This is a genomic window from Romboutsia sp. 1001713B170131_170501_G6 (genome assembly GCF_015668195.1).
Lineage (GTDB): Bacteria > Bacillota > Clostridia > Peptostreptococcales > Peptostreptococcaceae > Romboutsia_C.
Genome location: NZ_JADPFC010000001.1, coordinates 165,535 through 180,908 on the forward strand (window position 1 = coordinate 165,535; position 15,374 = coordinate 180,908).

General features: G+C 27.2%; 11 protein-coding genes and 1 pseudogene. 7 read left to right on the forward strand and 5 right to left on the reverse strand.

Features of this window, described 5'->3' with window-relative positions:
- Positions 1-58 precede the first annotated feature (58 nt).
- The 3 genes and pseudogenes from I4U89_RS15905 to I4U89_RS00815 all read left to right on the forward strand — a co-directional run.
- Positions 59-2,068, forward strand: coding sequence for a sensor histidine kinase (locus I4U89_RS15905; protein ID WP_195937792.1), 2,010 nt, complete (start codon positions 59-61; stop codon positions 2,066-2,068).
- A 78-nt stretch (positions 2,069-2,146) separates the two neighbouring features.
- Positions 2,147-2,338, forward strand: coding sequence for a hypothetical protein (locus tag I4U89_RS00810; RefSeq protein WP_195937793.1), 192 nt, complete (start codon positions 2,147-2,149; stop codon positions 2,336-2,338).
- A 449-nt stretch (positions 2,339-2,787) separates the two neighbouring features.
- A pseudogene (locus I4U89_RS00815) lies at positions 2,788-3,027 on the forward strand (ATP-binding protein); the annotation flags it as partial.
- A 205-nt stretch (positions 3,028-3,232) separates the two neighbouring features.
- Here the strand turns inward: I4U89_RS00815 and I4U89_RS00820 are convergent.
- Both I4U89_RS00820 and I4U89_RS00825 read right to left on the reverse strand, forming a co-directional pair.
- On the reverse strand, positions 3,233-3,691 hold the full coding sequence (locus I4U89_RS00820; protein ID WP_195937794.1) for a threonine/serine exporter family protein: 459 nt from the start codon (positions 3,689-3,691) through the stop codon (positions 3,233-3,235).
- A gap of 17 nt (positions 3,692-3,708) precedes the next feature.
- A complete protein-coding gene (locus I4U89_RS00825; RefSeq protein ID WP_195937795.1) occupies positions 3,709-4,476 on the reverse strand; it encodes a threonine/serine ThrE exporter family protein in 768 nt (255 codons plus the stop codon).
- Positions 4,477-5,306: 830 nt separating this feature from the next.
- Here I4U89_RS00825 and I4U89_RS00830 point away from each other — a divergent pair.
- Both I4U89_RS00830 and I4U89_RS00835 read left to right on the forward strand, forming a co-directional pair.
- Entirely contained in the window at positions 5,307-6,143 is an 837-nt protein-coding gene (locus tag I4U89_RS00830) for an aldo/keto reductase (protein WP_195937796.1), read from the forward strand.
- 168 nt (positions 6,144-6,311) lie between these two features.
- Positions 6,312-10,100: a multicopper oxidase domain-containing protein gene (locus tag I4U89_RS00835; protein WP_195937797.1), complete on the forward strand. Its 3,789-nt coding sequence runs from the start codon at positions 6,312-6,314 to the stop codon at positions 10,098-10,100.
- Between the two features lie 172 nt (positions 10,101-10,272).
- Here the strand turns inward: I4U89_RS00835 and deoD are convergent, their stop codons facing one another.
- Together deoD and I4U89_RS00845 are read right to left on the reverse strand one after the other, a co-directional pair.
- Positions 10,273-10,980 carry a purine-nucleoside phosphorylase gene (gene deoD / locus I4U89_RS00840; RefSeq protein ID WP_195937798.1) on the reverse strand — a complete coding sequence of 236 codons (708 nt, stop codon included), beginning with the start codon at positions 10,978-10,980 and terminating at the stop codon, positions 10,273-10,275.
- A 38-nt stretch (positions 10,981-11,018) separates the two neighbouring features.
- Positions 11,019-12,038: a BMP family lipoprotein gene (locus tag I4U89_RS00845; RefSeq protein WP_195937799.1), complete on the reverse strand. Its 1,020-nt coding sequence runs from the start codon at positions 12,036-12,038 to the stop codon at positions 11,019-11,021.
- A 232-nt stretch (positions 12,039-12,270) separates the two neighbouring features.
- Here I4U89_RS00845 and I4U89_RS00850 point away from each other — a divergent pair, with 232 nt between their 5' ends.
- Positions 12,271-13,635 carry an amidohydrolase gene (locus I4U89_RS00850; protein WP_195937800.1) on the forward strand — a complete coding sequence of 455 codons (1,365 nt, stop codon included), beginning with the start codon at positions 12,271-12,273 and terminating at the stop codon, positions 13,633-13,635.
- An 85-nt stretch (positions 13,636-13,720) separates the two neighbouring features.
- Here the strand turns inward: I4U89_RS00850 and I4U89_RS00855 are convergent, their stop codons facing one another.
- Complete coding sequence (locus I4U89_RS00855; protein ID WP_195937801.1) at positions 13,721-14,803, reverse strand: lysylphosphatidylglycerol synthase transmembrane domain-containing protein; 1,083 nt, start codon at positions 14,801-14,803, stop codon at positions 13,721-13,723.
- Between the two features lie 365 nt (positions 14,804-15,168).
- Between I4U89_RS00855 and I4U89_RS00860 the strand changes: the two genes are divergently transcribed.
- Complete coding sequence (locus tag I4U89_RS00860; RefSeq protein ID WP_195937802.1) at positions 15,169-15,327, forward strand: hypothetical protein; 159 nt, start codon at positions 15,169-15,171, stop codon at positions 15,325-15,327.
- Positions 15,328-15,374 lie beyond the last annotated feature (47 nt).

The following is a 15,374-nucleotide window of genomic DNA, read 5'->3' on the forward strand; positions in this document are numbered from 1 at the left end:
AAAAAAGTAATTTATATGTTATAATTTAGGTAAAGATATTTATAAAAGGGGGCTTTTAGTGAGGGTGAGAAATGTCTTTAATAATTCTATAGAGCAAAAAAGAATAAGTGTTGTAATAATACTTTTAATATCAATGACAATATTTAGCTTATACATAATGCGGTTAAATTTGCTTGTAAACAAGGGAGCATCATTTGAGCTTACCAGATCTTGTTTTATAAGATTTTTCAATGCTATTTTGGCAATACTAAGTATTTTAAGTTGTATTATATCTTATAATAGTAACAAAAAAAAGGAATTATTTATAGTTGCATTAATGTACACTATATTTTTTATAGATATATTTGTATCAAATCAAATATATATTAAAGGTGATAAAACATATACATATTTTGCAATAGGAACATCTTTTATAAGGCTTATAGTTATTAGTATAGCAGCTAGTAATCTAGAAAATTTAAAGAATATAATTGATGATAATAAGATAAAGGCTACATTAATAATTATGCTGATAACGTTTTTATCAATATGCTTAGAGTATAAATATAGTTTATATAATAATTTTCTAGGTATTAACTTTATAAAAAATTATAATATATCATTATTTATAATATATTTAATTATATCAGGAATATTTTTCACAAAAAGCATAGTTAAAAAAGATTACATATATGGATTAATAGGTTTTAGTGCTATCATGTTTTCTATAAAATCTATATATGATTATAATAGTTTGATAAAACATAATGAAGAAATTAACTTAACTGCAACATCGGTAATATATATGGGTTTTATTATATTTATAATAGGCCTATTTATAGAGCTTAGTCAAAATATAAAGATGAATAGAAGATTAGATGAACAAAGGGACTTATTTTTTAAAATAGTAGAAGAAAATAAATACAGTAGTATTGTTATATGTGATGAAGAGTACAATATAAAATATGCTAATAAAAGAGCTAGAAATAATAACCTAAAAGCATCAGATATTAAAGAATCAAAAGAGGATAATGATAAACATAACTTAAAGTTTATGTATTCAAACAAAGCAGTCTTTGATAAAGTTGAAAAAAAACTTAGAAAAGATGAAAATTATAGTGAAAGTATATACATAAAAGAAAATGATATGATAGTAGATATTTCTATACAGGAGTTAAAAAAAAATAATACTATATATAAATTGGTAAGATTAAAGGATGTATCTGAAAAGTTCAAGATGGAAAAAGCATTACTAGAATATGAAAATATAAGACAACAAGAACAAGTTAAAACAGAGTTTTTTGCAAATATAAGTCACGAGCTAAAGACACCATTAAATATAATATACTCGACTATGCAATTATTAACGGCTAGTACACAAAAAAGTGATTTCAAAAACATATACTTAAGGTATAAAGGTTGTTTAGATATAAATTGTAAAAGAATGCTTAGATTAATAGATAATATAGTAGATGTTACTAAGTTTGAAGTAGGATATAAGATTCCTAACTATGGAAACTACGATATAGTGAGGATTGTTGAGGGTATAACTACATCTGTTATAAATTATGCTAGAGTTAAAAATATCGAAGTTATATTTGATACAGATGTAGAAGAACTTGACATAAAATTAGACCCAGACATGATGGAAAGAGTGATGTTAAATCTACTATCAAATGCTATAAAATTTAGTAACAAAGGTGGTACTATCCTAGTAGACATATCAACTAATAAAAAATGGGTTAAAATAAAAGTAAAGGACGAAGGAATTGGTATACCTCCTCATATTAAATCAAGGGTATTTGATAGATTTGTTCAAGGTGATAAATCTTTAAGAAGAGAAAATGAAGGTAGTGGAATAGGATTAAGTATAGTGAAATCTATAATAGAACTGATGGGTGGGAAAATTCACTTAAAAAGTGAGGAAAATATAGGTTCAGAGTTTACTATTTTGCTACCTAATGAAGTATTAAAAGAATATAATCAAAATGAAGTTATACATAAAGATTATGATATAGATATACAAAGAATACAGTTAGAATTTTCAGATATATATGAGCTATATAATGAAAGTTCTTATATACTATAAAGCTCTTTTATTTATAATAATATATTTACAATTTAGCATAAATATTATTATAATATTTAAAATAAAGGAACTAGATAAATGAAAAAGATAGTATTTAGATGGATAGGATTTCTAACAATACCATCAATAGTTCTAGTAATTTATGTACTATCAACTAGAGTTGGAGTAAAATCTTATGAAATAGAATTTTTAATAATGCTAGGACTTTTTTTAGGTATAATTTTAGGTGGAGTTTATGAAGGCATTAGAATAATAAAATTAAAAAAATAAATTAAGAAGCTATATATAAACATTATATTTTATATGTAGCTTTTTAGTATGGTAAATAATAAGTTATATTAATTAACTATAATCTAAAAAACAAAAACTTACAGTTTATATGATATAATCACGTAGCATAGTATTAAAATGGGAAATTTTAATGTTTTTTAGGATATGAGAGAAGAAAATGAAAAGAATATGATAATTATATTTCTAATATCTATTATGGTATTTGGAGGTTATATAATAAGATTAGGGTTACTTATAGAGGGATAATCAAATTTTGAATTCACAAGGTCATAGTTTATAAGGTTTTTATACAATTTTAGCCACTTTAGTAGATATTTCAACTACAAACAAGTGGGTAGTATAAAGGTAAAGGATGAGGGTATAGGTATACCTATTGAGATTTAAGATAAGGTATTTGATAATTTGTCCAGGGTGATAAGTCATTAAAAAGAGAAAATGAAGGTAGTGGAGTAGGGTTAAGTATAACAAAATCTATTGTTGAGTTAATGGGAGATAATATAAACTTAAAAAGCAATGGGATAAGAGGAACAGAGTTTACTATTTTATTACCTAATGAAGTTTTAGAAGAGGAAAATAACAAAAAAATAGTAAGTAACGTTTATAAAGTTGATATACAAAAGATACAGTTAGAATTTTCAGATATATATGAACTTTACGATGCAGTATAAATATATTTAGTGAACTAATATTTAATTAAAATTAAAAAATAGATTGTAATTAAGTATGTAAAAGTTAATTACTACATTTAATAGTATTTAGCTTTTTAACTACAAAGCTAACCCTAATTTAATATTGTTCAAAAAAACCTATATATAAATACCTTTTGCGTATTTTAAATATAGGTTTTTTATTTTTTGAACTTATTTTAATTTTTCAACTAAGATTATGAGATTTGATTTTATGAAAAACTTTCAATGATTGTACAAATATGAAAAAACCAACAACTATTCCAAGAGATATTCCTAAAATTATCATAAAAGTTTCCATTCCCTTTTGTCTAAATATATTCATATTCATACTTATTGCTGCCAACATTGTATAATAAAAGCTACTACCTGGAAGTAGCGGAACAACTGAAGGAATTAAACAAATATTAGCAGGTGTTTTTAATACACGTGCCATAATCTCAGAATATATACATACCAATATAGCAGATAAAAAATTTGCTAGAAATAAACTACTGCTCATATTCAAAACGAACAAATACATTATCCATGAAATGAACGCACCAAATGATATTGATATTAACTTTGACTTATCTACATTAAAGTAAATAGCAAAGCCAACTGTACCAGAGACAGCTGTTATAATTTGTATTAAATTACTATCCATAATTAAATCCTCCGAGACTATATATGAAAAATACCAAATGCTACAAGAGATAAGCCAAATCCTAATGCAACAGATAATGCAATTAAGACAGACTCAATTATTCTATAAAGACCTGCTATAATATCTCTATAAAATATATCCTTAACACCATTTACTAGTGCTAATGTAGGAATAAATAACATTATATTTCCTATCATAATTTTATCTACATTTTGTCCTAGTCCAAATTTAACCAAAATTATTCCGAAACATCCTGTTATAAAACTTAAAATCATTGTATATATCAAATTATTAGAATTATCCAAATTACAGTATTTTTCCATAAAGAAAACAATTCCGCCTATTATTCCTGCTAATATACCATCTAAAAAGCTTCCCCCAAAAAATATAGCAAATGATAGAGAAGATAAAATATATCCAATACAGTTATAATATCCGCAATTGACTGAAGAAACAGCTTTTTTAGTCATATCTTCAATATCTTTTATATCTGGGGCATTTTTACATATATACCTTGATAATTCATTTAAAGACTCTAATTTTCCTAAATTATTTGATACCTTTTTTATTCTTACTGATTGAGTAAAATGATAGCCTTCTTTAGTTTTTATAGTTGCAATTATTAAGGTTGTTAAAGCATAAATTTCTACATTATCTATACTATAAGTCTTACAAATGCGTCTAATACTATCTTCAACTCTCCATATTTCAGCACCAGCACCTAACATTGATTTACCAATATCAAGAGCAACGCTTAATAAATATTCACTTTCTTTCTGATTCATAATCTATATCTCCATTAAACATATGTCTTAATTCTAATGATTTAGTATCAATAATATCTAAATATACAATTGTATTACTCAAATAATTAATTTGTGTAACTTCATCGAAAAACTTCAAAAGATTATAAATGCTATAAACTATATAATCTTTAAAAAACACAATGCATCGCTAAAAATTTCATGATGCAGCCATATGTATATAATAATATATAAATTTATGAAAATTAGATTTATAATTTAAATTAAAAATTCTAGTTTCTAAATTTAATATTTCTTTAGTAATAAAAAATTTTATTTTACTCATACTATACCTTCTCTTTTTATTAGATTTAACTTCAATAAGAAAAACATTTACTATGATTTTTAATTATTTGTTAATGAAGTTACTTAATCTTATGAGTTATATAAATAATAATTATATTTATGATATATATTGTAAAATTTTAGGTTTTTGTGTAAAAATTTCACGACATATAGTATAACACAAAGTAGGTTAAAAATATATTGTCTGAAAATGATTATTTATCTAACTTTTATCTTATACAAAAGTGAAAATTTATTTAGAATAATTAGAATTTAAGTACAATGATTATTTAAAGCTTTCTATAGAAAAAGTGCAAGAGTGCTTCGAAAAATGATAGAAAAAGAATTTATAAATTATAAATAAGAGATTTGGACAAGTACTTAAAAAATAGTAGTCAACCGTATCTCAAATGGATGAGGTTTTATCAATAATATAGAGCAGGGTTTTATTATATGTTATAATTTTAATAAATATTACTTATGTTTGTATGTTAGAGAGATATTAATTAAAAGGGGAAGATTATATTATGAATGAAAAATTTATAGTATTAAATAATGAAGTGAAAATACCTTCAGTTGGTTTTGGAACATATAAATTAGAAAACTATGAAGAAACAGCTAAAGTAGTAATAAATGCTTTAAATGCAGGATATAGGATGATAGATACTGCCTATTTTTATGGAAATGAAGTTGGAATAGGTAAGGGTATAAAAGAGAGTAAAATAAATAGAGAAGAAATATTTCTGGTAACTAAGCTTTGGAATGATGATCATGGATATGAGAAAACTATTGAAGCTTTCAATAAATCATTAAATAATTTACAAGTAGATTACATAGATTTATATCTAATTCATTGGCCGAACAAATTAAATAATGAAACTTGGAGAGCATTTGAATACTTATATGAAACAGGAAAGGTAAAAGCTATAGGGGTGTGTAATTTTAAAGTAAATCATTTAGAGGGAATAAAGAAAATTGCAAAAATAATGCCAATGGTAAATCAAGTAGAAATTCATCCTTTCAGTACTAAAAATGAAATATTAAATTACTGTAAAGATAATAATATTCAAGTTGTTGCATGGAGTCCTATAAGTAGAGGAAGAGTATTTTCTAGCAAATTAATGATAAATTTATCAGAAAAATATAAAAAAACAATAGCGCAAATAGTATTAAGATGGCATATGCAAAGAGGGATTATTCCCATACCAAAATCATCAAATGTAGATAGAATAAAAGAAAATATAGATATATTTGACTTTGAAATTTCAAATGAAGACATGGAAGCTATTAACTCATTAAATGAAGGTGATTATATATCTGTATCAAAGCCTCCAACTAATACTATATATAATGAAGTAGAATAATGAAAAAACCGTATCACAATAAGTGATACGGTTTTTTATATACTAGTAGATTATAAATTATTTAAATTCTTACAAGGTTATAATGTGTCAAAAAAGTAATAAAAGTGTAACTGTTTGAAAATATATATCATATTAATATATAAACACATAATTAAGGGAGGAATATAAGTGTATAGCAATAACTTTGACAATATAACTAGAAAATTTAATGTTACAGTATTATCAATACCGATTGTATATGACTTTTTTGGCGACTATGATCCAAATGGAATGATGTATATATTAAGTGAAGATAAAGAGAACGTGAAAGAGAGAGCTTTGAAAAATTTCAACAATAAAGATGAAAATGGAGATCCGCTTCCAATACCTACAGAAGAAGTTCAACCTCTTACAATAAGGGCAAATGTCGGAGATACAGTAAGAATAGAGTTTGAGCACAATGAAAATAGAAGGTTATCAATTCATATGCAAGGAATTAAGTATAGAAATATAAAATCTGATGGAGCTAATGTAGGTTACAATGAGGACTCTACAGTTGGTCCAGGTGAAAAGATAATATATGAATGGTATGCAGATAGAGAAGGGATATTTTACTTTAGTGATATGGGAGATACTAGATCTAGTGAAGATGCAACTAATATACATGGCCTATTTGGGGCCCTTATAGTACAAGCTAAAGGATCTACATGGACAGACCCTGTAGATGGATCTGAACTTCGAAGTGGTATATTTGCTGATATACACAATCCATTTAAGCCAAGTTTTAGAGAATATGCAGTATATTTTCATGATGAACTTGAAGCTGTAAATAGATTTGGAAATCAAATAATAGATCCTCATACTAATCAACCAATGAGCGTAACTGCTATCAGTTACAGATCAGAACCAATGGTAAATAGAGCTAATTTTATACCATTAAAAGATAGAGGTATTAAATGTTGTAATCCTTTCAAGCAAGATGATAGATGTAGCCGTACAGATATAGTAGAACCTAATCATATGCTAGTAGATGGAGAAGACGTTTCTATGAGTTCATGGACTTATGGAGACCCATCAACTTTTATACCAAGAGCATATAAAGGAGATCCTTCAAAATTTAGACTTATACATGGAGGTGTATTAGAAACACATGTATTCCATCTTCATACACATCAATGGAAGTTAGAACCAGATGATCCGAATTCGACTATAATAGATTCTATATCAATAAGCCCTCAAGAAAGTTATACTATAGATATATTACATGGAGCAGGAAGTTTACCTGGGTCTATAGGAGACCATATATGGCACTGTCATTTATATCCTCACTTTCATGAAGGAATGTGGTCTTTATGGAGAGTATTTGATAGATTAGAAACAGGCAAAGATGTAATACTTGAAAATGGAGAAATTATACGTCCACTATATCCAGATGGAACTTATATAAAAGCTCTAAATCCTTTACCTGATAGAGAAAAACCACCTAAAAAAGATTTAGAACACCCAGGATATCCAGGATTTATAAATGGAGAGTTTAAAGAAAGAGCAAAACAGCCACCTTTAGGAATAATTAATCAAGAAGGTCAAAATAAAATGTGCCCAACTGATATTGAAATAGCGAACCTTTCAAAGGATGTTACTAGAGGAGCTTTATACACTCAACCTTGTCCAGATACAAGTAAATGTTACTTTAAAGAGCCAGATGCTATTTTTGAACTATTTGCACTGCAAGCAAAATTGATATATAACAATGCAGGATGGCATGATCCATATGGAAGATTTTATGTTATGAAAGAGCAAATAGAAGAATATACAGGGCATAAGGTAACAGATGAAAACAAAGAAGAGTTAGCTAAGAGGTATGTAGCTGGAATAGAAAATGAAGAGATTAATGTAGAACCATTAGTTATAAGAGCGAATAAAGGTGATTGTATAGAAGTTAGACTTACTAATTTTTTACCAGAAACATTACCGAAAACAGAATTTCAACTAGAAACTTTAACTGACAATGTAAGTTTTCATATACATTTAGTTAAATTTGATGTTATAGCTTCAGATGGTGGTTCAAATGGATATAATAATATGGATTCTGTTTTTTATGGAGAGACCCTAGTAGAAAGATACTATGCTAATGAAGAATTAAATGCTTGCTTCTTCCACGATCATATGAATCCAAATTCACATCAACAACATGGGGTGTTTGGAAGTCTTATAATAGAACCTAAAGGATCAACATATCATGATCCTAAAACAGGTAATCCAATAAAATATGGAACGAAAGCAGTAATAAAAACACCTTCAGGTAGAACTTTCAGGGAATTTGGATTATTTGTTCATGACTTTTCCCTACTATTTGATAAAGATAAAAACCCATTAAATCCACCTCCATTTTCAGGATCACATGATGACCCAGGTGTTATGGGTATAAACTATAAATGCGAACCTTTAAGAGAAAGATTAAATGATAATGACCCAGCTTATGTATTTAGTTCTAAAGTACACGGTGATCCAGTGACACCATTACTTGAAACATATCCAGGAGATGAAATTGTAATAAGATTATTAGATGGAGCACAAGAAGAGCAACATGCATTCAATATAAATGGAATGAAGTGGAGAAAAGAAATAACAGATAAAAAATCACCATTAGTTCAATCTCAAACATTAGGAATATCAGAAGCATTTAATATAAAAATAACAGATGATTATAAAGCAGGAGATTATATTTACTACTTTGGAGGACAAGATGATTTCTGGTTAGGTTTATGGGGAATAATAAGAGTTTATAAAGATAAAACTGAAAAATTATTGCCTATAAGTAGTCATAATAACTGTATAAATGATATGGATACAATGAAAAAACAAAATATAATCACTAGAGAGTTTCATATAGCAGCCATCCAAAAAGATATACGATATAATAATTTTAAAGACCATGATCCAGATGGATTGTTATTTGTGCCGTATGAACACAAAGATGCTATAATTAATGGAAAGATGGAACCAGTTCCATTGATATTAAGAGCAAATAAAGGTGAATATATAAAAGTGACTTTAACTAATCTCTTTACTAAACCAATACCATATCATGATTTTCCAGGAGTACCAGTAGATAAAGAAATTAAGCCATCTATGAGGGTAGGAATTAGCCCACAATTTTTAAAATTTGATCCAATAAACAGTAGTGGTATAAATATAGGATATAACGATGTAGATCAAACTGTAGGACCTGGAGAAAGTATAGAATATTTATGGTATGCAGATGAAGAATATGGAACTTGCTTATTATCATCATTTACAGATATAAGAAATCATAGATATCATGGTTTATTTGGAGCAATAATAATAGAACCAGAAGGATCACAAATACGTAGTTCTAGCAATAATGGATATAAAGACAATTACAAAGAACAAGTAACAGTATCTGTAGATGGAAATGAACAATTTAGAGAGTTTGTAATGTTTATGCACAATGGAATAAGACTTTTGGATGCACATGGTAATTTAATAAAAACTAATCAAGTAAATGAAGACGGTGAAGTACCTGAACCAGTAGATTTTGAAGATAGAGGTGAAAAAGGATTTAATTATAGATCAGAAAGATTCTTTAATAGATTAGAATCTAAGCCTAATTATGATATATCAAAAATATTTAGCTCTAAAGTTCATGGAGATCCAGCTACACCAATATTTGAAGCTTCACCAGGAGAAAAAGTTATAATAAGGCTTCTAATGCCAGCCGATAAACCTAGAAATACTTGTTTTGTACTTCATGGCCATAAATGGAAAGCCCAACCAGAGGATCAATTTACAAGAAAAATATCAGCTCAAGGAGCTATGAGTATAGGAAATGTGTTTAATATAGAATTATTAAATGGAGCATCCATGATACCTGGGGACTATTTATATAGATCAGGGCTTATAAGATGGGATATAGAATCAGGTATGTGGGGTATATTTAGAATTAATAAGAATTGATATTTAAAGCCATACCATAATTAAAAGATAATCCTTATAAAATTAAATTAAAAAGCTATATAAACTTTAAAGTTTATATAGCTTTTTAGTTATAATTGAAATTGATTGCAAAAATTTAGATATTATATCATTATTGTGGTGCTTTAAAGAAATAATTTCATAGATAATAACATTAAGCTAATTCTAAAGCAATTTCCATCATTTTAGTAAAAGCGGTTTGTCTCTCCATAGCAGTAGTAGCAACACCTTCAAAAGGTAAATCAGATATTGTTAACATACATAACGCATTAACTCCTGCACGAGCAGCATTCATATATAAAGCAGCAGCCTCCATCTCAACAGCTAATACATTCATCTTACTCCATGATTTTAATGCATCTAAACCACCGTCGTTGTAGAAAATATCACTAGAGAATATGTTACCAACTACTGGAGTTATTCCCTTTTCTAAAGCTATATCATGAGCTTTTTTTACTAATTCAAAACTAGCTATTGGAGCAAATGTACCAGGTAAATTATATTGAGATCCGTAGTTTGAATCAGTGCAAGCTCCCATACCTATAACTATATCATGTATTTTTAAATTGCTATTTAAAGCACCGGCAGAACCTATTCTTATAAGATTTTTAACCCCATAAAAATGTATTAATTCATAAGAATATATTCCCATAGAAGGTCCACCCATACCAGTACCTTGGACTGATATTCTTTTACCTTTGTAATATCCTGTATATCCGTACATTCCCCTAACCGTATTATACTCAACTGCATTTTCTAAAAAGTTTTCAGCTATAAACTTAGCTCTTAATGGATCTCCAGGTAAAAGTATAGTTTCAGCGATATCTCCTAAATTTGCAGCGTTATGTGGTGTTAATCCCATGTCTAAATCCTCCTAAAATGTCATATATATTTTAAAAATTATTTTCTATTATCATATTCCTTTTGATTAACAGGAATAGTTATTTCTCCTTTTTTAACTTTCTCAGTTTGTTCTTTAACAAATGCTAAAATTTCTTTGTTAACATTTTTATCAGTAGTAGGAGCTATTCCAACTCCATCTTCATTAATTCCGAAAACACTTATTTCCCCACCTTTAAAATCTCCGTTAACTAAATCTTTAACTGTATTATATACTACCATATCAACCCTTTTAATAGCAGAAGTTATAACATTGTCAGGTGCTAAAGAGTTTTGATCTTTATCAACACCTATTGCCATTTTACCATTTTCTCTAGCAGCTTCTATGGCCCCCGAACCAGTATCGCCAGCTGCTGTAAATATTATATCTACATTATTTGAATGCATCTGATTAGCAATAGCTTTTCCTTTAGCAGCATCTGAATAAGTATCTGCATATTGTCTTAAAACTTTAGTACCCTTTCCTGCATCATCAACACCTGCTAAGAAACCATACTCAAACCTTTCTATTATTGGATTTTTAGTACCCCCTATAAATCCAACAGTATTAGTTTCAGTTTTCATACCAGCGATTAATCCTACTAAATAAGATGCTTCTTCAGCATTAAACATTATAGAGTTTACATTTTTTGGTTGATTTTCATAAGAATGGTCTATAATGGCGAATTTTTGATCTGGATAGTTTTCAGCAGCTTCTTTTATAGCCTCATCCATTTGAAAACCTATCCCAATTACTAAGTCAGAATCATTATCTACAGCTGTTTCAACATTTTGAGCATAATCAGACACTTGTTTAGATTGTATGACTTCAACATCAACCCCAAGTTCTTTTTCAGCTTTTTGTAGTCCTTCCCAAGCTGATTGATTAAAAGACTGGTCATTTATACCACCTAAGTCAGATATCATAGTTATCTTTAAAGTATCAGATTCTTTACTACCGCTACTTGAACTACATCCCACAAGAGCGAAAGACATTAATGATAAAACAACCCCTGCTGTCAGTATTTTCTTAAACCTCATATTTTACCTCCAATGTTCATTGATTGGTTTTATTTTAATATAAAACTTATATAAAATACAACAGTTTTTTATAAAAAATTACAAAATATGATATACTAATAAAAAATTATACAATAATTATGATGTATTAAATAAAAATATCAAATAAGTAAATCGTATTTTGAGTTAGAAATATTGAAAAATGTTCGTAATTAATATATAATTTTAAAAAATGAAAAAAAGGGAGTTTATTATGAAGCAGATACTTATAAAAAATGCATATTTGATAACAATGAATGAAGAAAGAGAAGTTTATGAAAATGGCAAACTGTTAATAGAAGGTAATAAAATAAAGGCAGTTGGAAATTTTGATGAAAGTATAGTAAGTTCTGAGGCAGAAGTGTATGATGCAAAAGGAAAAATACTTATGCCAGGATTAGTAAATACTCACGTTCATTTGTCTCAACAACTAGGAAGAGGAATAGCAGATGATGTAAATTTATTAACTTGGTTAAGAGAACGAGTATGGCCTTATGAAAGTAGTTTTGATTATGAAGATTCATTAATATCATCAACAGCTTGTTGTATAGAACTAATACGTTCAGGAGTAACAACTTTCTTAGAATCAGGTGGACAATATGTAGATGCAATGGTAGAAGCAGTAGATAAAACAGGAATAAGAGCATGTCTAGCAAAATCAGTAATGGATGAAGGGGAAGGATTACCTAAAGCCTTTGATAAAACTGCACAAGAAGAATTAGAAACACAAGAAGAGTTATATAATAAATATAATAATACATCTAATGAAAGGGTAAAAATATGGTTTGCTCTTAGAACAATATTTAATAACTCTGATGAATTAATACTTAAAACTAAACAATTAGCAGATAAATACAAAACAGGTATACATATGCACGTTGCTGAAATAGAAGATGAAGTAGAATTTGCAAAGCTTAGAGCAGGACTTACAACAGTAGAACATCTAAATAAATTAGGAGTACTAGATAAAAATCTGTTAGCTGTTCATACTGTGTGGTTAACAGAAAGAGAAATAGAGCTATTTAGATTCTATGATGTTAAGGTTTCACATAATCCAGCTGCAGCCATGAAAGTAGTATTAGGGTTTGCATCAGTACCTGAAATGTTAGAAAAGGGAATACCTGTATCAATAGGAACAGATGGGGCTCCATCAAATAATAGAATGGATATGATGAGAGATATGTACCTAACATCATTAATACACAAAGGCAGAACATTAAACCCAGAAGTTGTAAATGCAGAAACAGTACTAGAAATGGCTACTATAAACGGAGCAAAATGTGCATTACTAGAAAAGGAAATAGGAAGCCTTGAAATTGGTAAAAAAGCAGATATGATAATACTTAATCCAAATACTATACATTCACTTCCAATGCATAATCCAATAGGGAATATAGTATATTCTATGAGTAGTGAAAATATTGAATCAACAATATGTGATGGTAAATGGTTAATGAAAGAAAAAGAAATAGTAGTATTAGATGAGAAAGCGCTTTTAGAAAAAGTAAAGAATCAAGCAGAAAAAATAAGAAAAAAAGCTAATATAAACTTAACAACTAACTTTAAAGTAATAAAATAAATGTTATAAATTAATAAATTATGTAATTTTAAATAAATATAAAAATCCAACAGCTTTCACTGTTGGATTTTTATATTAGAATCTACTATTTACTAGTAGCCGTGTTCATTTTATACTTTGCAAATCTAAGCCATAATCTTAATTTTCTAAATACATTACCTTGAGATAATATAGTAAATAATCCACAAACTATTAAAACAAAATAATATACAAATATTCCATATAAGAACACAGAATAACCAATAATAGCTTTAGAGAATATACCACCAAATATTGTGAAGAATGCTATTTCATTAGCACCAACATTGCCTGGTGTAGGCATAGCAGAAACAGCCATATATAAAAATACTTGTAGTGATAGCATATAAAAATAAGAAGCACCACTTAATCTAAGAGCTTTATATATACAAAATGCTATGCTAAAGTAAATAGTAAGCTGAACAATTGTAAGTAGTGTAGATTTAAACAAAGCTTTTTTATCCTTTATAAAGGATTTAATAGAAAAATTATATTCATCTATAAAGCTATTCACTTTTGATCGTTTGTTACTTAAAAATTTTAAAAATTTAATTTTACTTAACAAATTAAAAATAAAATGAACAAACTTTTTAGTTTGAGTTGGTCTATAAACTACAAAAAATCCGAAGCATAAAGTAACTATATTAAGAGACATACCCATAGCAATAAAAGTAAGCACAGGTCTTAAAGTAGATTTAAGAATATCTACATTAAAAGCCATTAAAAAAATACAATATAAAGTTACCATAATTTGATATATAACAGTTTTATTAGAGACCACTGCGACAGCTTTGCTAGCTGATATATTAGATTTTGATAACTCATAAACTTGCATAGGTTGACTACCTGATGCCATAGGAGTAACTAAGTTATAATAAAGACCCAATATACCTACTTTATATCCTAAAAATTTAGTTTTAGCTCCATGTATAGAGTTTATTATAACCCTTAAAATATAACCTTCTAAAATTATATATGAAATCATTAATAAAAATCCAACAGCTATATACTTATAATCAATTACTTTTAAAATATCAGATAAAATATTTATATCTAGTGTACTAGCGACTAAATAAGTGGTTACTGTCATTAAAAGAATTAAAAAAATGTATTGTAAAAGATTTTTAGGCTTTTTACTTATTTTTTTCATAATACCACCCCTATCTTAAAATGCCTATTTTCCAACTATATTAATTGAGTTTGAAATAAAAAATAGTATCTATCAAATTAACAAAAAAATTATTAAACTTGTATATAAGTTATTTTTTATATCATATAGAAAATAACGTTCACTTTACAATAACTCTCTTTGAATTTAGTAAAGCTTATCGAATGTAAGTTATATTTATATTATACATATAAAAAAGGGAATTACAAATGTATATATCAACTAAACTTCTAATAGTTTCATAAAAAACAATATGCATATAGTTAAATTAAAATATTAAAAGAACAAATTATGGATAAATAGAATAAATCTTGTAAAAACTAATGTAAAAGTTTTTAGGAGGAATTATGCTAAAGAAACATAATTGTGTACAAGTTATAGAAAGTACTTATTTAAAAGAAACTAAAATTATAAAGGCGAGTACTCAAAAAGAGCTTCAAGAGAAGATAAATAGACAAGTAGAGTTATGGAATGATAAAGAAATTCATTTAAAGCAGATGAAATAAAATATACTGGGATATGATCAAACAATATTAAAGATATATCTATAATT

Excerpts from the sequence above, each read along its gene's own strand:
- I4U89_RS00855 (WP_195937801.1), bottom strand. The coding sequence starts at position 14,803 with ATGAAAAAAATAAGTAAAAAGCCTAAAAATCTTTTACAATACATTTTT.
- I4U89_RS00825 (WP_195937795.1), bottom strand. The coding sequence starts at position 4,476 with ATGAATCAGAAAGAAAGTGAATATTTATTAAGCGTTGCTCTTGATATT.
- I4U89_RS00820 (WP_195937794.1), bottom strand. The coding sequence starts at position 3,691 with ATGGATAGTAATTTAATACAAATTATAACAGCTGTCTCTGGTACAGTT.
- I4U89_RS00810 (WP_195937793.1), top strand. The coding sequence starts at position 2,147 with ATGAAAAAGATAGTATTTAGATGGATAGGATTTCTAACAATACCATCA.
- I4U89_RS00830 (WP_195937796.1), top strand. The coding sequence starts at position 5,307 with ATGAATGAAAAATTTATAGTATTAAATAATGAAGTGAAAATACCTTCA.
- I4U89_RS00850 (WP_195937800.1), top strand. The coding sequence starts at position 12,271 with ATGAAGCAGATACTTATAAAAAATGCATATTTGATAACAATGAATGAA.
- I4U89_RS00860 (WP_195937802.1), top strand. The coding sequence starts at position 15,169 with ATGCTAAAGAAACATAATTGTGTACAAGTTATAGAAAGTACTTATTTA.
- I4U89_RS00845 (WP_195937799.1), bottom strand. The coding sequence starts at position 12,038 with ATGAGGTTTAAGAAAATACTGACAGCAGGGGTTGTTTTATCATTAATG.
- deoD (WP_195937798.1), bottom strand. The coding sequence starts at position 10,980 with ATGGGATTAACACCACATAACGCTGCAAATTTAGGAGATATCGCTGAA.